The sequence below is a fragment of the Streptomyces sp. NPDC060232 genome, assembly GCF_042726555.1.
Classification (GTDB): domain Bacteria; phylum Actinomycetota; class Actinomycetes; order Streptomycetales; family Streptomycetaceae; genus Streptomyces.
In genome coordinates, this window is sequence record NZ_JBHXAG010000027.1 from 1 (window position 1) to 18,310 (window position 18,310).

The 18,310-nt window shown below is 71.4% G+C and carries 15 protein-coding genes; 5 read left to right on the plus strand and 10 right to left on the minus strand.

Annotated elements, in window-relative coordinates; all coding sequences use genetic code 11:
• Positions 1-46 precede the first annotated feature (46 nt).
• On the minus strand, positions 47-1,072 hold the full coding sequence (locus tag ACFWFZ_RS29610) for a glycosyltransferase family 2 protein (RefSeq protein ID WP_387126180.1): 1,026 nt from the start codon (positions 1,070-1,072) through the stop codon (positions 47-49).
• Positions 1,073-1,373: 301 nt separating this feature from the next.
• Here ACFWFZ_RS29610 and ACFWFZ_RS29615 point away from each other — a divergent pair, with 301 nt between their 5' ends.
• Positions 1,374-2,753, plus strand: coding sequence for an LCP family protein (locus ACFWFZ_RS29615; RefSeq protein WP_387126289.1), 1,380 nt, complete (start codon positions 1,374-1,376; stop codon positions 2,751-2,753).
• A gap of 53 nt (positions 2,754-2,806) precedes the next feature.
• Here ACFWFZ_RS29615 and ACFWFZ_RS29620 read toward each other — a convergent pair whose 3' ends face one another.
• Complete coding sequence (locus tag ACFWFZ_RS29620) at positions 2,807-3,343, minus strand: acyl-CoA thioesterase (RefSeq protein WP_031150913.1); 537 nt, start codon at positions 3,341-3,343, stop codon at positions 2,807-2,809.
• Positions 3,344-3,449: 106 nt separating this feature from the next.
• Between ACFWFZ_RS29620 and ACFWFZ_RS29625 the strand changes: the two genes are divergently transcribed.
• On the plus strand, positions 3,450-4,772 hold the full coding sequence (locus tag ACFWFZ_RS29625; RefSeq protein ID WP_387126182.1) for an LCP family protein: 1,323 nt from the start codon (positions 3,450-3,452) through the stop codon (positions 4,770-4,772).
• A 99-nt stretch (positions 4,773-4,871) separates the two neighbouring features.
• Here the strand turns inward: ACFWFZ_RS29625 and ACFWFZ_RS29630 are convergent, their stop codons facing one another.
• Both ACFWFZ_RS29630 and ACFWFZ_RS29635 read right to left on the minus strand, forming a co-directional pair.
• Complete coding sequence (locus tag ACFWFZ_RS29630) at positions 4,872-5,954, minus strand: sugar phosphate nucleotidyltransferase (RefSeq protein ID WP_387126184.1); 1,083 nt, start codon at positions 5,952-5,954, stop codon at positions 4,872-4,874.
• Positions 5,955-6,305: 351 nt separating this feature from the next.
• Positions 6,306-7,463, minus strand: a complete 1,158-nt coding sequence (locus ACFWFZ_RS29635) for an acyl-CoA dehydrogenase family protein (RefSeq protein WP_387126186.1) — start codon at positions 7,461-7,463, stop codon at positions 6,306-6,308.
• Between the two features lie 213 nt (positions 7,464-7,676).
• Here ACFWFZ_RS29635 and ACFWFZ_RS29640 point away from each other — a divergent pair, with 213 nt between their 5' ends.
• Complete coding sequence (locus tag ACFWFZ_RS29640) at positions 7,677-9,020, plus strand: UDP-glucose dehydrogenase family protein (protein ID WP_387126188.1); 1,344 nt, start codon at positions 7,677-7,679, stop codon at positions 9,018-9,020.
• 205 nt (positions 9,021-9,225) lie between these two features.
• Here the strand turns inward: ACFWFZ_RS29640 and ACFWFZ_RS29645 are convergent, their stop codons facing one another.
• The 4 genes from ACFWFZ_RS29645 to ACFWFZ_RS29660 all read right to left on the minus strand — a co-directional run bounded on the left by ACFWFZ_RS29645 (position 9,226) and on the right by ACFWFZ_RS29660 (position 13,502).
• Entirely contained in the window at positions 9,226-10,308 is a 1,083-nt protein-coding gene (locus tag ACFWFZ_RS29645) for a membrane dipeptidase (protein WP_387126190.1), read from the minus strand.
• 346 nt (positions 10,309-10,654) lie between these two features.
• Entirely contained in the window at positions 10,655-11,833 is a 1,179-nt protein-coding gene (locus tag ACFWFZ_RS29650; RefSeq protein ID WP_387126193.1) for a dipeptidase, read from the minus strand.
• Positions 11,830-12,366 carry a 5-(carboxyamino)imidazole ribonucleotide mutase gene (purE, locus tag ACFWFZ_RS29655; protein WP_387126195.1) on the minus strand — a complete coding sequence of 179 codons (537 nt, stop codon included), beginning with the start codon at positions 12,364-12,366 and terminating at the stop codon, positions 11,830-11,832. Before purE ends, ACFWFZ_RS29650 begins: the two co-directional genes overlap by 4 nt.
• Entirely contained in the window at positions 12,363-13,502 is a 1,140-nt protein-coding gene (locus ACFWFZ_RS29660) for a 5-(carboxyamino)imidazole ribonucleotide synthase (protein ID WP_387126197.1), read from the minus strand. Before ACFWFZ_RS29660 ends, purE begins: the two co-directional genes overlap by 4 nt.
• Before the next feature lie 187 nt (positions 13,503-13,689).
• Between ACFWFZ_RS29660 and ACFWFZ_RS29665 the strand changes: the two genes are divergently transcribed.
• Positions 13,690-14,223 (plus strand): GtrA family protein, encoded by a 534-nt coding sequence (locus ACFWFZ_RS29665; protein ID WP_387126199.1) that lies wholly within the window; start codon positions 13,690-13,692, stop codon positions 14,221-14,223.
• An 11-nt stretch (positions 14,224-14,234) separates the two neighbouring features.
• On the opposite strand, the gene ACFWFZ_RS29670 is transcribed toward ACFWFZ_RS29665, so the two are convergent.
• Both ACFWFZ_RS29670 and ACFWFZ_RS29675 read right to left on the minus strand, forming a co-directional pair.
• Positions 14,235-15,500 carry an ATP-binding protein gene (locus ACFWFZ_RS29670; RefSeq protein WP_387126201.1) on the minus strand — a complete coding sequence of 422 codons (1,266 nt, stop codon included), beginning with the start codon at positions 15,498-15,500 and terminating at the stop codon, positions 14,235-14,237.
• Positions 15,501-15,589: 89 nt separating this feature from the next.
• The gene (locus tag ACFWFZ_RS29675) at positions 15,590-16,267 is read right to left on the minus strand and encodes a response regulator transcription factor (protein WP_030659823.1); all 678 of its coding nucleotides are present in this window, start codon (positions 16,265-16,267) and stop codon (positions 15,590-15,592) included.
• Positions 16,268-16,765: 498 nt separating this feature from the next.
• Here ACFWFZ_RS29675 and ACFWFZ_RS29680 point away from each other — a divergent pair, with 498 nt between their 5' ends.
• Positions 16,766-18,286, plus strand: coding sequence for a peptide MFS transporter (locus tag ACFWFZ_RS29680; protein WP_387126203.1), 1,521 nt, complete (start codon positions 16,766-16,768; stop codon positions 18,284-18,286).
• Positions 18,287-18,310: the final 24 nt, after the last annotated feature.

The window sequence follows — 18,310 nt, forward strand, 5'->3', positions numbered from 1 at the left end:
GAGCTGCGTACGATCGCAGCTCCCGCGCCGGGCCCCTTCGTACGTCTCAGGCCTGCGGGACGCCGGGCAGCACGGCCGGACGGCGGCTCGCGATGAGCTTGTTCGCCAGGGCGCGCGGGCTGGTCAGGAAGCCGAAGCCCCAGGACAGGTGCATGGTCGCCAGGGCGACGGGGATCTGCGCCCGGGCCTTCAGCGGCAGCCCCCTGCCGGCCGGGACGGAGCCCACGGTGATCGCCGCGAGGTAGCCGGCCGGGACGGCGAAGCCCAGCGGGCTGACGGCCACGCCCACGACCACGCCCGCGGCGATGGCGCAGACGAGAGTCGGCGGGGCGAGGTAGCGCATGTTGATGGAGCCCGAGTGGTAGCGGGCCACCACGTGCCGCCACCGGCCGTAGTCCTTGTACTGCTTGGCCAGGGCCTTGACGGAGCGCCGCGGGCGGTACTGGACCCGCAGCTCGGGCGAGAACCAGATCAGGCCGCCGGCCTCGCGGATGCGGAAGTTCAGCTCCCAGTCCTGGGCGCGGATGAACTCCTCGTTGTAGCCGCCCTGCTGCTCCAGCGCCTCGCGGCGGAAGACGCCGAGGTAGACCGTCTCGGCCGGGCCGGCCCGGCCGCCGGTGTGGAAGGGGGCGTTGCCGACGCCGATCTTCGAGGTCATCGCGGCGGCGACGGCCTCTTCCCAGGTGTTCTCGCCTTCGGCGTGCATGATCCCGCCGACGTTCTGCGCACCGGTCTCCTCCAGGAGGCGGACGGCGGTGGCGATGTAGTCCGGGGAGAGCATGCCGTGGCCGTCGACGCGTACCACGATCGGATGACGCGAGGCCTTGATGGCGGCGTTGAGCGCCGCCGGGGTCCGGCCGGTGGGATTCGGGACGGTGTGGACTCGGGGATCCTCGGCGACGAGTTCGGCGGCGATCTCGTCGGTGCGGTCCGTGGACGGCCCGAGTGCGATCACCACCTCCATCTCGCCCGCATACTCCTGTTCCAGGATGTGGCGGACGGACTCGCGGAGGTAGTGCTCCTCATTGAGCACCGGCATGATCACCGAGACTGCGGGCTGCTGGGCGGGCATGTGGTCCTTCAAGGTCGGGTATCGGTGTCACGTTACCGCGTACGGGGGAACCGGGTGCGCGCCGAGTGATCGGTAGGGACAGCTGCTGATCGTATGGGCCTACTGTTCTGTCGAATCAGCGGGCTGAGTACTCAAGACCCGGCCCGGCCGTGACCGGTATCCCTGCTGCCCCGCGGAGGTGTCCGCCGTGCCCCAGCCGCACCGACCCACCCGTCCCGCCCGGCCGCCCGAGCCGCCGCGCGCACGGCGCGGCGGTGGTGGCGGACGGGCCCGGCGCCGGGAGGGCCGGCCCCGGTGGGGGGTGCGGCTGGCGGCCGGGCTGTCGGTGGCGGTGCTGGGCTCCGGGGCCGTCGGGCACGCCGTGATGACCGGACTGGACACCGGGATCGAGCGGGTGGACCCGTTCAAGGACATGAAGAACCGCCCACAGGCCGGGCACGGCATCAACTTCCTGCTGGTGGGCACCGACGGCCGGGACAAGATCAGCCCCGAGGAGAAGCGCGAGTACCGCCTGGGCGGGGCGCCGTGCCACTGCACGGACACGATCATGCTGGTGCACCTGTCGGCGGACAGGGAGCGGGCGAGCGTCGTCAGCCTGCCCCGCGACAGCTACGCCGAGGTGCCCGCCCACCACGACCAAGTCACCGGCAAGGCGCACAAGCCCCACCCGGTGCGGCTGAACGCGGCGTACGCGGAGGGCGGGCCCAACCTCACCGTGCGGACGGTCGAGAACATGACCCGGGTGAAGATCGACCACTACCTGGAGGTCGACTTCACCAGCTTCATGAAGACGGTCGACGCGATGGGCGGGGTGGAGATCTGCACCGTCAAGACCATGCGCGACCCCAACACCGGCCTCGACCTGCTGCCCGGCACCCACCGGCTGACCGGCGGCCAGGCCCTGCAGTACGTCCGCTCGCGCCACGTAGACGGCGCCTCCGACCTCGGCCGGATGCAGCGCCAGCAGCGGTTCGTCGCAGCCCTGATCAAGCAGGCGACCGGCGGCGGGGTGCTGCTGAACCCCGTCAAGTTCAAGGAGGTCAGTTCCACCCTGCTGGGCTCGGTCCGCGCCGACAAGGGCTTCGGCGCGGAGCAGATGCTGGCGCTCGGGCAGGCGATGCGGGACTTCACCCCCTCCTCGTCCGAGTTCGCCTCGGTGCCCATCGCCAGCCCCTCCTTCCGGGTCAAGGGCATCGGGTCCACCGTGAAGTGGGACGAGCCGAAGGCGGCCAAGCTCTTCGAAGCGCTGCGCGAGGACCGGCCGCTGGCCCCGGCCCGGCCCGGGAAGGCCGCCGGCCGGCCCGCGGCGGTGCCGGTGGACGTGCCGCCGCAGCAGGTGCGGGTCCAGGTGGAGAACGGCACGCGGATCGACGGGCTGGGCGGGCGCGTCGACAGCGCGCTGCGCGCCACCGGCTTCGACACCACGGGGGCCCCGGGCAACGGGGCCGGCCGCGACGTCAAGCGCACGGTGATCACGTACGACCCGCGATGGGACCGCTCGGCGCGCTCGGTGGCGACCGCGCTGCCGGGCAGTGAGCTGCGGGCGGTCGCGGGCAAGGGCCGGACGGTCACGGTGATCGCCGGCTCCGACTACCGCAAGGTGGTGCCGGTGCGTGCGGAGGACCCGTACCAGGGCGCCTTCGGCGTCGTCAGCGGCGACCAGGTGGTCTGCGGGAACTGAGCGGCCCGTACGGGCTCTTGCGAGCCGTACGGGCGGTCCCGCGCGGGGTCGCCTCAGTCGTCGAAGCCCTGGGCGGCGCGCTCCTCGCGCAGGGCCATGATGGCCTGGCGGCGGGCGAGCCGGTGGGTGCGGCGGATCTGGGCCTCCTGGTAGCGCCGCTCGTCCTGCTCCGTCTCGGGGAGCACGGGCGGGACCTGGCGGGGCTTGCCCTCGGAGTCGACCGCCGTGAAGACGAGGTAGGCGCTGCCGACCTGGGTGGCGGGGGTGGATTCGTTCCACCGCTCGGCCAGGACGCGCACGCCGATCTCCATGGAGGAGCGGCCGGTCCAGTTGCACTGGGCCTTCACGTGGACGAGGTCGCCCACGCGCACGGGCGCGAGGAAGGCCATCTCGTCCATGGAGGCGGTGACCGCCGCGCCACCGGAGTGGCGGCCCGCCACGGCGCCGGCGGCGTCGTCGACCAGCTTCATGATGACGCCACCGTGCACCGTGCCCAGGAGGTTGGTGTCGTTGGCGGTCATGATGTGGCTGAGGGTCGTCCGGGAGGCAGCGGTCGGCTTCCCGGGCAGCTCGCCCGGTATCTGTGTCATACGGACACCTTAGATGGGACGCGCAGGCATCAGCTCTGCAACAGCACCGGTACGGATCCTCCCCCGGGCTGTCGCAGGCGCCGCCCGGGCAGGCATCCTTGGGCGCATGAATGACTGGCCAGAAGGTCGTGACGACGCCTACGGACGCGGCAGCGCGCGTCCGCAGCCCGAAGGTGTGCAGCGGATGCGGCACATCCAGCGGCAGCCCCAGCAGCCGCCGCGGCCCCCGCAGCCCGTGCAGCCGCCGCGGCCGCAGCGCCCGGCGGGGCCCGTGCCCACGCCCGGCGTCCCTCCGCAGCAGGCCGGCGGCCACGACACGTACGGCGGTTTCGACAGCGGCTACAACACCGGCCAGGTGTACGGCTCGCCCTCGGGCGGTGCCCCGGGCCGGCCGGGAGGGCCCGGCGGGCCTTCGGGCCCCGGCGGCCCCGGGCGGGCGTCCGGCCCGGCCCCGGACTGGCGCAAGCGCATCAAGGTCGGCTCGGTCGTGCTGGTCTCCGCGCTGCTCGTGACGTCCGTCTCCACCTACTTCTGGGCCGACTCCAAGGTGCGGCGCGAGGTGGACCTCTCCAAGGTCATCGAACGGCCGAAGGAGGGCGACTGCACGACGTACCTGATCGTGGGCTCGGACAGCCGTGAGGGCATGTCCGACGAGGAGAAGAAGAAGCTCCACACGGGCTCGGCCGAGGGCAAGCGGACCGACTCGATGATGATCCTGGCGAAGTGCTCCAGCGGGAACACCATGATCTCGCTGCCGCGCGACTCGGACGTGGAGATCCCCTCCTTCGTCGGCTCCCAGTCCGGCAAGAAGTTCCCCGCGCAGGGGCGGCGGGTCAAGCTGAACGCGGCGTACGCGGAGGACGGCCCCGAGCTGCTGGTGCGCACGGTGGAGCACAACACGGGCCTGCGCATCGACCACTACGCGGAGATCGGCTTCGCCGGCTTCGCGAACATCGTGGACGCGCTGGGCGGTGTGGAGCTCGACATCGAGCAGGGCTTCAAGGACGAGAAGTCGGGCGCCGACTTCAAGGCGGGCAGGCAGACGCTGAACGGCGAGCAGTCGCTGGCCTTCGTACGCACCCGGTACGCCTTCGCCGAGTCGGACCTCCAGCGGACCAAGAACCAGCAGAAGTTCCTGGCGGCGCTGGCCAACCAGGCCGCGACCCCGTCGACGATCCTCAACCCGTTCGCGCTCTACCCGATGCTGGGCGCGGGTCTGGACACCCTCATCGTGGACAAGGACATGGGCCTGTACGACATGGGCCAGATGTTCTTCGCGATGAAGGGCGTCAACGGTGGTGACGGCGTGTCGATGAACATTCCGATCTCCGGGCAGCGCGGCGGCAACCTCGTCTGGGACAAGGCGAAGGTGCAGCAGCTGGTGAAGCAGATCCAGAACGACGAGAAGGTCACCGTCCGAGGGAACTGACGGCGGCCGGGGCCTCGCGGGCCCCGGCCGTACGCGCTCCCCGGACCGGGATCCGGCGCTGGGCCGGAACCAGGCGCTGGGCCGGGATCTGGGCCCCGGTCAGGCGTCCGGGGAGAAGCGGATCGCGGCGGCGGGCAGCTCCGCCTCGCACCACACCCGGGCACCGGCCCGCAGTTCGTTGTCGGCGCCCACGACGGCGCCGTCGCCGACGACGGTGCCGTCCAGCACGGTCCGCGCGCCCACGGCGGCGCGGGCGCCGATGAGGCTGGCGTTGACCTGGGCGTCGGGGCCGATGACGGCGTCGTCGAGCACGATGGAGCCCTGGACGACCGCGCCGGCCTCGACGCGTGCGCCGGCGCCCACGACGGTGCCGCCCGACAGCTTGGCTCCGGCGGCGACCTGCGCGCCCGGCAGTACCAGGGACTCGCCGCGGCGGCCGGGTACGGCCGGGGAGGGGACGACCCCGCGGACGAGGTCGGCGGAGGCCTGGATGATGGACTCGGGCTTGCCGAGGTCCATCCAGTAGGTGTTCTCGGTGACTCCGTGGAGCTTGGCTCCGGAGGCGAGCAGGCCCGGGAAGGTCTCGCGCTCGACGGAGACGGGGCGGCCGGCCGGGATGGAGTCGATGACGCTGCGGCGGAAGACGTAGCAGCCGGCGTTGATCTGGTCGGTGATGATCTCTTCGGGCGTCTGCGGCTTCTCGGTGAAGGCGAGCACCCGCCCGTCGGGGTCGGTGGGGACGAGCCCGAAGGCGCGCGGGTCCTCGACCCGGACCAGGTGCAGGGAGACGTCGGCGTCGGCCGCCTCGTGGGCCTCGACGAGGCCGGCGATGTCCAGGCCGGTGAGGATGTCGCCGTTGAAGACGAGGACGGAGGAGTCGGGGCCGCCGGTCAGGCGCTGCCCGGCGTTGCGGATGGCGCCGCCGGTGCCGAGGGGCTCGTCCTCGACCACGTACTCAAGGCTGAGGCCGAAGTCCGAACCGTCGCCGAAGTAGGGCTCGAAGACCTCGGCGAGGTAGCAGGTGGCCATCACGATGTGCGTGACACCGGCGGCGGCGGCCCTGGCTATCTGGTGGGCGAGGAACGGGACGCCCGCCGTGGGGACCATGGGCTTGGGCGTGTTCACCGTCACCGGACGCAGTCGCGTCCCCTGTCCGCCGACCAGCAGGATCGCTTCCGTCATTGCGTTCTCCCCAACCGATTACGGCGTACGAAGGTCCAAATTTAGCCCATCCGGGGGCACCCCAAGGCCGGTGCCGGATGTGTCGACCCGCGCGCGCACCGTACGGGGCGCGACGGCCGATACGTCATGGAATGACCAGGTGTTCGCCCTGTCAGGCGACGAACGGATCGGCGCGGCCGGGCAGTTGGCGCCCGGGCCGCAGGAAGCTCTGCCGACCCGAACCGTCCCGAACCGGAATGAACCCGGCGGCCGCGCGCCGAGCCGGTGATCCGCTGTCGGCGGATCTCGTACAGGACGACCCCCGGCCGGGGCCGGGGGTCGTCCTGGTTCGCGCAGGCCGGAGCCTTGCGGCTACGGCAGGTTGCGGGCCATGACGATCCGCTGGACCTGGTTCGTACCTTCATAGATCTGCGTGATCTTGGCGTCGCGCATCATGCGCTCCACCGGGTAGTCACGGGTGTAGCCGTAGCCGCCGAGGAGCTGGACGGCGTCCGTGGTGACCTCCATGGCCACGTCGGAGGCGAAGCACTTGGCTGCGGCGCCGAAGAAGGTCAGGTCGGCGTCGACGCGCTCGGACTTGGCCGCGGCCGAGTAGGTGAGCTGGCGGGCGGCCTCGATCTTCATGGCCATGTCCGCGAGCATGAACTGCACGCCCTGGAAGTCGCCGATCGGCTTGCCGAACTGCTTGCGCTCCTGGACGTAGCCCTTGGCGTAGTCCAGGGCGCCCTGCGCGATGCCGAGCGCCTGGGCGGCGATCGTGATGCGGGTGTGGTCGAGGGTCTTCATCGCGGTGGCGAAGCCGGTGCCCTCGGCGCCGATCATGCGGTCGGCGGGGATCCGGACGTTGTCGAGGTAGACCTCGCGGGTCGGGGAGCCCTTGATGCCGAGCTTCTTCTCCGGGGCGCCGAAGGACACGCCCTCGTCGCCCTTCTCGACGACGAAGGCGCTGATGCCCTTGGAGCGCTTCTCCGGGTCGGTGACGGCCATGACCGTGTAGTACTCGGAGACGCCCGCGTTGGTGATCCAGCGCTTGACGCCGTTGAGCACCCAGAAGTCCCCGTCGCGCACGGCGCGGGTCTTCATGCCGGCGGCGTCGGAGCCCGCGTCCGGCTCGGAGAGCGCGTAGGAGAACATCGCGTCGCCCTTGGCGAGCGGGCCGAGGTACTTGGCCTTGAGCTGCTCGGAGCCGGAGAGGATCACCGGGAGGGAGCCGAGCTTGTTCACGGCCGGGATCAGCGAGGAGGAGGCGCAGACGCGGGCCACTTCCTCGATCACGATCACGGTGGCCAGGGCGTCGGCGCCCGCGCCGCCGTAGGTCTCGGGCACGTGGACGGCGTGCAGGTCGTTGGCGACCAGCGCGTCGAGGGCCTCCTGCGGGAAGCGGGACTCCTCGTCGACCGCTGCTGCGAACGGCAGGATCTTCGCCTCGGCGAGCGAGCGGACCGACTCGCGGAGCATGTCGTGCTCCTCGGCCGGGCGGTACAGGTCGAAGTCGGCAGAACCCGCCAAGATCTCTCACTCCCCAGGGTGACATGCGATACGTGATGCTAACTACCGTTAAGTAACCCAAGCTTAGTGTCCCGGTCACGCATCGCGATATGGACGGGCCACGTGAGCTGCGTGACAGAGACGGTGCTGCCGGGGCGCTCCTGGAGACCGTCCCCGCCGGTGGGCCCGACTATGCTCAGTGGCCGCAAACGGCCCCGCACCTCTGGAGCACCCATGGCCCCCCTCAGGATCACTGTGATCGGCACCGGCTACCTCGGCGCGACCCACGCCGCGGCGATGGCCGAGCTGGGCTTCGAGGTGCTGGGGCTGGACGTGGTGCCGGAGAAGATCGAGATGCTGGCCTCGGGCCGGGTGCCGATGTACGAGCCCGGGCTGGAGGAACTGCTGGCCAAGCACGTGGCCGGGCTGCCGGGCTCGACCGGGCGGCTGCGGTTCACGACCTCCTACGAGGAGGTCGGCGCCTTCGGCGACGTCCACTTCGTCTGTGTGAACACCCCGCAGAAGCACGGTGAGTACGCGTGCGACATGTCCTATGTCGACGCCGCGATGTCCTCGCTGGCCCCGCACCTGACGCGGCCGGTGCTGGTCGTCGGCAAGTCCACGGTGCCGGTGGGCTCCGCGCAGCGGCTGGCGGAGAAGCTGGCCGAGCTCGCACCGGCGGGCCGGGACGTGGAGCTGGCCTGGAACCCGGAGTTCCTGCGGGAGGGCTTCGCGGTGCAGGACACCCTGCACCCCGACCGGATCGTGATCGGCGTCCAGGGCGAGCGCGGCGAGAAGCTGCTGCGCGAGGTGTACGAGACCCCCATGTCCGAGGGGTCCCCGCTGGTCGTCACCGACTTCCCGACCTCCGAGCTGGTCAAGACCGCCGCCAACTCCTTCCTCGCCACCAAGATCTCCTTCATCAACGCGATGGCGGAGGTGTGTGAGGCCGCCGGCGGTGACGTGGTCAAGCTGGCGGAGGCCATCGGCTACGACGAGCGGATCGGCGCGAAGTTCCTGCGGGCCGGGATCGGCTTCGGCGGCGGCTGCCTGCCCAAGGACATCCGGGCCTTCATGGCACGCGCCGGCGAGCTGGGCGCGGACCAGGCGCTGACGTTCCTGCGCGAGGTCGATTCCATCAACATGCGGCGGCGCGGCCACATGGTCGAGCTGGCTCGCGAGGCCGTGGGCGGGTCCTTCCTCGGCAAGCGGGTCGCCGTGCTCGGCGCCACCTTCAAGCCGGACTCGGACGACGTCCGCGACTCCCCCGCGCTGAACGTGGCCGGTCAGATCCACCTGCAGGGCGGTCAGGTCACCGTCTACGACCCCAAGGGCATGGACAACGCCCGGCAGGTCTTCCCGACCCTCGGGTACGCGGACTCCGCGCTCGCGGCGGCCCGCGGCGCGGAGGTGGTCCTCCACCTCACCGAGTGGCGCGAGTTCCGCGACCTCGACCCGGCGGAGCTCGCCTCCGTCGTGACCGACCGGCTGGTGCTGGACGGCCGCAACGCGCTGGACCCGGTGCGGTGGCGTGCCGCCGGCTGGACGTACCGGGCGATGGGGCGGCCCCGAGCCTGACCCCTGCGGGGTTGCTCGGCGGGTCGGCCCGACGCGGTGAGATGCCGGGTGCGGCGCCGTTGCGGGGGCGCTGCCCCGAGCCCCCGCGCCTCAAGCGCCGGCGGGGCTGGGTGGGGCGGCCGGGCTAGGTCCTGTCTGGAGTTCCAGCGCGGGAGAAGCGGCGGCACCAGACGCCGCAACGCCGCGGGGGAACTCCAGACAGGACCTAGAGGAGGCTGGCGGGGCTTGATTTGCGGCGGGCGGTGAATTCCGCGTCGCGGATGACGCGCTGGGCGTTGCCCCAGGTCAGCAGGGCCAGGTCCGATTCGGGCCAGCCGCGGTCCAGGAGTTCCGCGATCAGCCGCGGGTAGCCCGAGGGGTCGGTCAGGCCGGTCGGGCGCAGGACCGTCGGCTCGGTGCCGAAGGCCGCGCCGAGCCCGACGCCCTCCGGGCCCGCGACCGCCCGTACGTGGTCCAGGTGGTCCGCCACCGCGTGCAGGGAGTCCCCGGTGCGCGCGCTGTCGAAGGTGACCATCACGAGCCCGTTCGCCTCGCGCACCGCGAGGAGCACCTCGTCGGGCGCGTTGCCCGGATGGGGGTTCAGCGCGGCGGCCGCCGTGTTCGAGATGACCACCGGGGCCTTGGAGGCGCCCGCGAGCCGGCAGGCGGCGGCCGGTCCGCAGCCCGCGAGGTCCAGGAGGATCGCCAGTCGGTTCGCCTCGTGCACCACCTCGTGGCCGAAGGCCGTCAGCGTCTCCTGCGCCCAGGGCGCTCCCGCGGGCGCGAGGATCCGTACGCCCAGTGCGTGGAAGGCGCGCAGTGCGCCCAGGGAGCCGGCCAGCGCGCGGCCCGGCACGGGGCCGAGGAACGAGGCGATCCGGCCGCGGTTGCGGGCGTCCGCCATGTCGTCGGCGCTGAGCGCCATGTGGAGGCTGTCGGGGTAGCGGCGGACGAGGGTCAGCGCCGCGTCGATCTGTTCCAGGGTGTCGGAGACCACCTGGTCGTCGGCCTCGCCCTCGCCCGGGCGGCCCTGCGGCGGCACGAGCAGGGACCAGAACTGGGCCCCCACCCCGCCGGCGCGCAGGCGGGGGATGTCGGTGTCGACGCCCGCGTCGGGGGTGTCGATGTCGTGGTACGGGCTCTGGCGCAGCGTCCAGACCAGGGTGTTGCACCCGTCGGCGACGGGGTGGACGGACAGCAGCGCGGCGGCCGTGTCGAGGGTGCTCGCCTTCGTCTCGGGTCCGGCGGGGGCCGGGAGGTCCTCGGCCCCGATGCCCACGGGGTGGGGTTCATCCTGCAGGTCGGCCATGGCGTTCGCTCCGGTCTCGGCGGCAGCGGGGAGAGGCTGCCACCGTGACACGCGGGACGGAGCGGACGCCCGGCAGGTGTGGCGATCGGGTGACCCGCAGGTCACACCGTCACGGCACCCACCCGGCAGGCCATGGCACCAGGGCGTGTTGCGTAAGTCCCGCCTGGCCCGCGACGCCCTCCGCCGTGCGGTGCCCGGCGGACGGGCCTGCGGGCCTCACCGGCGCTCCTTTGACGGCAGGACCTAGTCCCGCGTCAGGCAGCGTTCGCCCCGTCGCGACGCCCGGCACGCCGACAGCACGCGCCGGACGCCGCTCCTTGACGGGCAAACGCTGCCTGGCGCGACACTAGATCACCGCGTTCGACGGGCCCCGGGTCGCCGACAGGTCGCGCGCCACCGCTTCCGCGTCGCGCAGCGCGCGTACCGCGTTGGACCAGGTCAGCTTGGCCAGGTCGGCCTTGGACCAGCCGCGTGCCAGGAGCTCCGCGACCAGGTTCGGGTAGCCGGCCACGTCGTCCAGCCCGGAGGGGGTGAAGGCCGTGCCGTCGTAGTCCCCGCCGATGCCGATGTGGTCGACCCCGGCCACCTCGCGCATGTGGTCCAGGTGGTCGGCCACCGTGGCGGCGGTGGCCACCGGCCGGGGGCGCGCCTCCTCGAACGCCCGGTGCAGGGCCATCGCCTCGGGGGTGGTGTCGAGGTGGTGGAAGCCGTGCGCCCGCAGGTTCTCGTCCGCGGCCAGGGTCCATTCGACGGCCGCCGGGAGGATGAACTTCGGTACGAAGGTGGCCATCGCCACGCCGCCGTTGGCCGGCAGCAGCGCCAGCACGTCGTCGGGGACGTTGCGGGGGTGGTCGCAGACGGCCCGCGCCGAGGAGTGGGAGAAGACCACCGGCGCGACGGAGACGGCGAGGGCGTCCCGCATCGTCGTCGCGGCGACGTGCGAGAGGTCCACCAGCATGCCGACGCGGTTCATCTCGCGGACGACCTCGCGGCCGAAGTCGGTCAGGCCGCCGTGCCGGGGCTCGTCGGTCGCCGAGTCCGCCCAGTCGATGGTGTCGTTGTGCGTGAGCGTCATGTACCGCACGCCGAGCTGGTGCAGGGCGCGCAGCGTGGCGAGGGAGTTGTTGATGGAGTGGCCGCCCTCGGCGCCCATCAGCGAGGCGATCCGGCCGGTGGCGCGGGCCTGTTCCATGTCGTCCGCCGTCAGCGCCCGCACGAGGTCGCCGGGGTAGCGGTCGATCAGCTGGCCGACGGCGTCGATCTGTTCCAGGGTGGCGCTGACCGCCTCGTCGCCCGCGTAGTCCGAGCGCACGTACACGGACCAGAACTGCGCCCCGACACCCCCGGCGCGCAGCCGGGGGATGTCGGTGTGCAGGTGGGCGGACTGGTCGCCCGCGATGTCCCGTTGCGTCAGGTCGTAGCGGACCTGTTGGCGCAGCGCCCAGGGCAGGTCGTTGTGGCCGTCCACGACGGGGTGCTCGGCCAGCAGCTCGCGCGCCTGCGCCAGACGCCGCGCCGCGTTCACTTGCCGAACCCGAAGGACTCCGCGTTCGCGACCTTCGTGCGCAGCCGCTTGCCCTTCTCCCTGGCCTGGTCGCCCAGCTCCTGCTGGAAGTCGCGCATCCGGGCCAGCAGCTCAGTGTCGTGGGCGGCCAGCATCCGTACGGCCAGCAGGCCGGCGTTGCGGGCCCCGGCGACCGAGACGGTGGCGACGGGAACGCCCGCCGGCATCTGGACGATCGACAGCAGGGAGTCCATGCCGTCGAGGTACTTCAGCGGCACGGGCACGCCGATGACCGGCAGCGGGGTGACCGAGGCGAGCATGCCGGGCAGGTGGGCGGCTCCGCCCGCGCCCGCGATGATCGCCTTCAGGCCGCGCCCGGCGGCCTGCTCCCCGTACTCGATCATCTCGCGCGGCATCCGGTGGGCGGAGACGACGTCGACCTCGTAGGGGATCTCGAACTCGTCGAGGGCCTGGGCGGCGGCCTCCATCACGGGCCAGTCCGAGTCGGACCCCATGACGATGCCGATGGCAGGACCTGCGGCGGTGGTGCTCATTGCGTGACCGTTCCTCTGAGGTAGTCGGCAGCGTGGCGTGCGCGCTCCAGCACATCGTCCAGGTCGTCGCCGTAGGTGTTGACGTGGCCGACCTTGCGACCGTGTTTCACGTCCTTGCCGTACATGTGGATCTTCAGCTGGGGGTCGTGGGCCATGCAGTGCAGGTACGCCGCGTACATGTCGGGGTAGTCCCCGCCCAGCACGTTCGCCATGACCGTCCACTTGGCGCGGGGGCGCGGGTCGCCCAGCGGGAGGTCCAGGACCGCGCGCACGTGGTTGGCGAACTGGGAGGTCACGGCCCCGTCCTGGGTCCAGTGGCCGCTGTTGTGCGGGCGCATCGCCAGTTCGTTGACCAGGATCCGGCCGTCGGTGGTCTCGAACAGCTCCACGGCCAGGTGGCCGGTCACGCCGAGTTCCTGTGCGATGCGCAGGGCGAGGGCCTGGGCCTCGCCGGCCAGCTCCTCGGAGAGGTTCGGGGCGGGAGCGATCACCGTGTCGCAGACCCCGTCCACCTGGACGGACTCGACGACGGGATAGGCGACCGCCTGCCCGTGCGGGGAGCGGACGATGTTCGCCGCGAGTTCGCGGACGTAGTCCACCTTCTCCTCGGCGAGGACCGGGACGCCCGCCTTGAACGGGGCCTCGGCGTCCTGCGGGGTGCGGACGAACCACACCCCCTTGCCGTCGTAGCCGCCGCGCACGGTCTTGAGGATGACGGGGAACCCGCCCACCTCGTCCGCGAAGGCGCTCACGTCGTCCGGATCGCTCACGATCCGGTGGCGGGGGCTGGGCGCGCCGATCTCGTCGAGCTTGGCGCGCATCACCCCCTTGTCCTGAGCGTGTACCAAAGCGTCGGGCCCCGGGCGGACGGGGATGCCGTCCGCTTCCAGGGCCCGCAGGTGCTCCGTGGGTACATGCTCGTGGTCGAAGGTGATCACGTCACAGCCGCGCGCGAAGGCGCGCAGCGTCTCCAGGTCGCGATAGTCGCCGATGACGACATCGCTCACGACCTGGGCCGCCGAGTCCTGTGGTGTGTCACTGAGGAGCTTGAATCTGATGCCGAGGGGGATACCCGCCTCGTGGGTCATGCGGGCGAGCTGACCGCCGCCGACCATGCCGACTACCGGGAACGTCACTCCTCCAGGGTATCCGCCGGTATTCCGCCATCCGGACCTGGCCCTGGCCCGATCGCCCGGTGTGCCGTGCGTCGCAGGGTGCCGGAAGGCACAGACGGAGTACCGGGGGGAGACTTAGCATGGGTGGGTTGACGGAGAACACCGGACGCCCCGTGAGGGGGCGGTGACCGACAGGACTGGCCTACTGATGAGCACGCAGGGCGGATCTGTCCTCGAACGTCTACGCGACCTCGTGCGAGAGGTCGCCAAGTTCGGGGCGGTCGGCGGCCTGGGTGTCCTGGTCAACCTGGGGGTCTTCAACCTGATCCGCCACACCACCGATCTCCAGGTGGTCCGTGCGAGCGTGATAGCCACGGTCGTGGCCATCGCCACGAACTACCTCGGCTTCCGCTACTTCGCCTACCGGGACCGCGCCAAGAGCGGCCGCACCCGCGAGATGGCCCTCTTCGCCGGATTCAGCGCGATCGGGCTGGTCATCGAGAACGGCGTGCTCTACACCGCCACCTACGGCTTCGGGTGGGACGGCCCGCTCGCGAGCAACGTCTTCAAGTTCATCGGCATCGGCACGGCCACCGTCTTCCGCTTCTGGTCGTACCGGACCTGGGTCTTCAAGGCCCTGCCGCCGGTCGCCCCGCCCGCCGCCGAACCGGCGCCGGCGCCCCTGCGCAGGCCGGAGCGCCGGTCCGAGCCGCGGCCGGAGCCGGAGCCGGCGAACAAGTAGCGCGACACCTCCTAGCGGACGGTCTTCTCCGGCCGGGCCGGTTCCGGGGCCGTGCGGCTCAGGAACAGCGCGAACACCGGGGGCTGGGTCTGGAGCAGCTCCAGACGGCCGCCGTCCGCCTCCGCGAGGTCCCGGGCGACCGCGAGGCCGATCCCGGTGGAGTTGCGGCCGCTGATGGCCCGCTCGAAGATCCGGTTGCCGAGGTCCGGGGGGACGCCTGGGCCCTCGTCCGTGACCTCCAGTACCGCCTGGTTGCCGATCACCCTGGTGCGCAGGGCGACGGTGCCGCCGCCGTGCATCAGGGCGTTCTCCACGAGGGTGGCCAGCACCTGGGAGACCGCGCCGGGGGTGCCGACGGCCCGTACGCCCTGCTTCCCGGACTGCACGATGGCCCGGCCGGCGCTGCGGTAGGCCGGCCGCCACTCCTCCACCTGCTGTTTGACGACCTCGTCGAGGTCGAAGGGGACGGCGGAGCCCGTACGGGGGTCCCGTGAGTTCGTGAGCAGCCGCTGCACGACGTCCGTGAGCCGCTCCACCTGGGTGAGGGCGATCGTCGCCTCTTCCCGGACGGTCTCCAGGTCGTCGGTGACCGTGATCTCCTCCAGGCGCATCGACAGCGCCGTGAGCGGGGTGCGCAGCTGGTGGGAGGCGTCGGCGGCGAGGCGCCGCTCGGCGGTGAGCATCCGGCCGATCCGTTCGGCGCTGGAGTCCAGCACGTCCGCGACCCGGTCCAGCTCGGGAACCCCGTACCGCTTGTGGCGGGGCCTGGGGTCGCCCGAGCCGAGCCGCTCGGCGGTCTCGGCGAGGTCGGTGAGCGGGGAGGCCAGCCGGTTCGCCTGGCGTACGGCGAGCAGTACGGCGGCCACGACGGCCAGCAGGGCCACCGCTCCGACCACGGCCAGGGTCCGCACGACCTCCCTGGTCACGGTGGAGCGGGCTTCCTCCACGACGACGAGCTCGCCCTGCTCGCCGCGCGCGGTGCCGCGTAGGACGCTGTCGGGGATCGACGCGCCGACCTCGACGACCGGCTGCCCGGGGATGGTGATGCGGGCGTAGTGGCCGGCGTCGAGCAGCTCGGCGAGGGCGGCGGGGTCGGTCGGCTTCTTCTCCAGGACGTTCGCCTCGACGACGCCCACCAGCCGCAGCGCCTCGGACTCGACCCGGTCCTGGGCGCTGCTGGTGATGGTCCGGGTCTCCACGATGACGAGGGAGACGCCGAACACGGCGATCACCACGAGCACCACGGCGAGCGTGGACTGGATGAGGCGGCGGCGCATGTGCGGGAGCCTTTCTTCCGGATCAGGGCCTGATCAGGGCTGATCCGGCCTGGTCCGGCCTGGTCCGGAAGAGAAGCGAGCCGTGGGGGTCAGCTCTTCTCGAAACGGAAGCCGACGCCTCGGACGGTGGCGATGTAGCGGGGGTTGGCGGCGTCGTCGCCCAGCTTCTTGCGCAGCCAGGAGATGTGCATGTCGAGGGTCTTGGTGGAGGACCACCAGGTGGTGTCCCAGACCTCGCGCATGAGCTGGTCGCGGGTGACGACCCGGCCCGCGTCGCGCACCAGGACGCGCAGCAGGTCGAACTCCTTGGCGGTGAGCTGGAGCTCCTCCTCGCCCATCCAGGCGCGGTGCGACTCGACGTCGATCCGGACGCCGTGGGTGGCGGGGGGCTGGGCGGCCTCGTTGGCGCCGCGCCGGAGCAGGGCCCGGACCCGGGCCAGGAGTTCGGCCAGGCGGAAGGGCTTGGTCACGTAGTCGTCGGCGCCCGCGTCGAGGCCGACGACCGTGTCGACCTCGTCCGCGCGGGCGGTGAGGACCAGGATCGGGAAGCCGTGTCCTTCGGCGCGCAGCCGGCGGGCCACTTCGAGTCCGTCCATGCCCGGCAGGCCCAGGTCCAGGACGACGAGGTCGACGCCGCCCTGAAGTCCCGCGTCCAGGGCGGTGGGGCCGTCCTCCCGGACCTCGACCTCGTACCCCTCCCGGCGCAGTGCGCGGGCCAGGGGCTCCGAGATGGATGCGTCGTCCTCGGCGAGCAGTACACGCGTCATGTGGGTGATGGTAGTCCGAGGCGACCGGATCGAGAGGCCTGCCCGCAGACCCCTTCCGATCTGGGCTTATGGACCACTGAACGCCTTCGAATATGGTCGAACGGTTCCCGACTCGCCTTGTGATCCATCTCTCAAGTCCTTTCATATGCCGCAGTGTCGTGTCGTATGGTGGCGAGACGCCTGATGTAATACCTCAGGGACCTTTGTGCCGAAAACCAGCACATAGGTCTCTCTTTCTGTCCGGAACCGGACGGGCGGTCTTATCGAGAACCGACCCGGTCGGCCTTGACGACAGTGAATGACCTGCTGGCCGGGCCCCTCGCGTGATGGTGCGCGGGTGGGCGTGGATCCCGGTGACGGATGTCCCGTCACCCCCGATACGACGGGGGTGAGACCCCCAGGCGTGGGTGGGAGGTCCGTCCGCCGGTGTCGGCCACCCCCCACCGGGCGCGGATGGGCTCACGAAGCCGAAGCGTCCCGAGCAAGCAAGGATCGACCATGGCTTCCAGCCTGACGACGGCCTCACCGAGCCCCGCTCACGAGAAGACCGTCCTCGGCCACCCGATCGGCCTGGCCACGCTGTTCATGACCGAGATGTGGGAGCGCTTCTCCTACTACGGCATGCGTGCGCTTCTCGTCCTGTACCTGGTCTCCGGCGGCGTGGACGCCGCGACCGGCAGCCAGGGCGGCGGCCTCGGCTTCACCGCGGCGACGGCCACGGCGATCTACTCCGTCTACGTGGCCATGGTCTACCTCATGGCCATGCCCGGCGGCTGGTTCGGCGACCGCGTCTGGGGCGCCCGCAAGACGGTCGCCATCGCCAGCTTCGTCATCATGGCGGGTCACGTGGCGCTCGCCGTCCCCGGCCAGCTCGCGTTCTTCGTCGGTCTGCTGCTGGTCGCGGTCGGCTCCGGTCTGCTGAAGGCCAACATCTCCACGATGGTCGGCCACCTGTACAAGGACGCGGACGACCCGCGCCGTGACAGCGGCTTCACGATCTTCTACATCGGCATCAACGTCGGTGCCCTCCTCGCCCCGATCGGCATCGGCATGGTCGGCGAGCTGGTGAACTGGCACCTCGGCTTCGCGCTGGCCGCCGTGGGCATGGGTATCGGCCTCGCCGTCTTCCTGCTCGGCGGCCGCACCCTGAGCCCGAAGAGCAGCCTGGTCCCGAACCCGCTGAGCGCCGCCGAGCGCAAGGCCGTGATCACCAAGGCCCTCGCCGTCCTGGCCGTCGTCGCCGTCTTCTACGGCGCCGTGGTCGCGGCGGACATGTTCACCATCAAGTGGGCGCTGTACCCGATCACCATCGCCGGTCTGATCATCCCGGTCGCCGTCCTCACCCGTATCAAGCGGGACAAGGACCTGTCCTCCGTCGAGCAGACCCGGATGAGCGCCTACATCTGGTTCTTCGTGGCCGCCGCCGTCTTCTGGATGATCTACGACCAGGGCGGTTCGACGCTCTCGCTCTTCGGTGACAAGAACTCCGAGCGCGCCCTGCTCGGCTGGGAAGTCCCGACCACCATCTTCCAGTCGCTGAACCCGCTCTTCGTGGTGGCCCTGGCTCCGGTCTTCGCCGCCGTGTGGGTGGCCCTGGCCCGCCGCAACCGCGAGCCCAGCACCATCGTGAAGTTCTCGGTGGCCCTGGTCATCGTCGGCGCCTCGTTCTTCGTCTTCGCCATCCCGCTGAGCCAGACCGCCGGCAACGACACCAAGGTCACCATGTGGTGGCTGGTGCTCATCTTCCTGATGCACACCATCGCCGAGCTGTGCCTCTCCCCGGTCGGCCTGTCGGTCACCACCAAGATGGCCCCGCAGAAGTACGCCTCCCAGATGATGGGCGTGTGGTTCCTGGCCGTCACCGCCGGTGACTGCATCACCGGTCTGCTCGGTCTGGCCGAGGTCCAGCTGAACGGCGTCGGCGTGATCCTCTTCCAGGCGTTCGCCGCGGTCGCCGCCGGTGGCGCGATCTTCATGTACCGCAAGAAGGTCAACGCGCTGATGGGCGACGTGAACTGACGCGTCCCGCCCCGTAGTACGCAG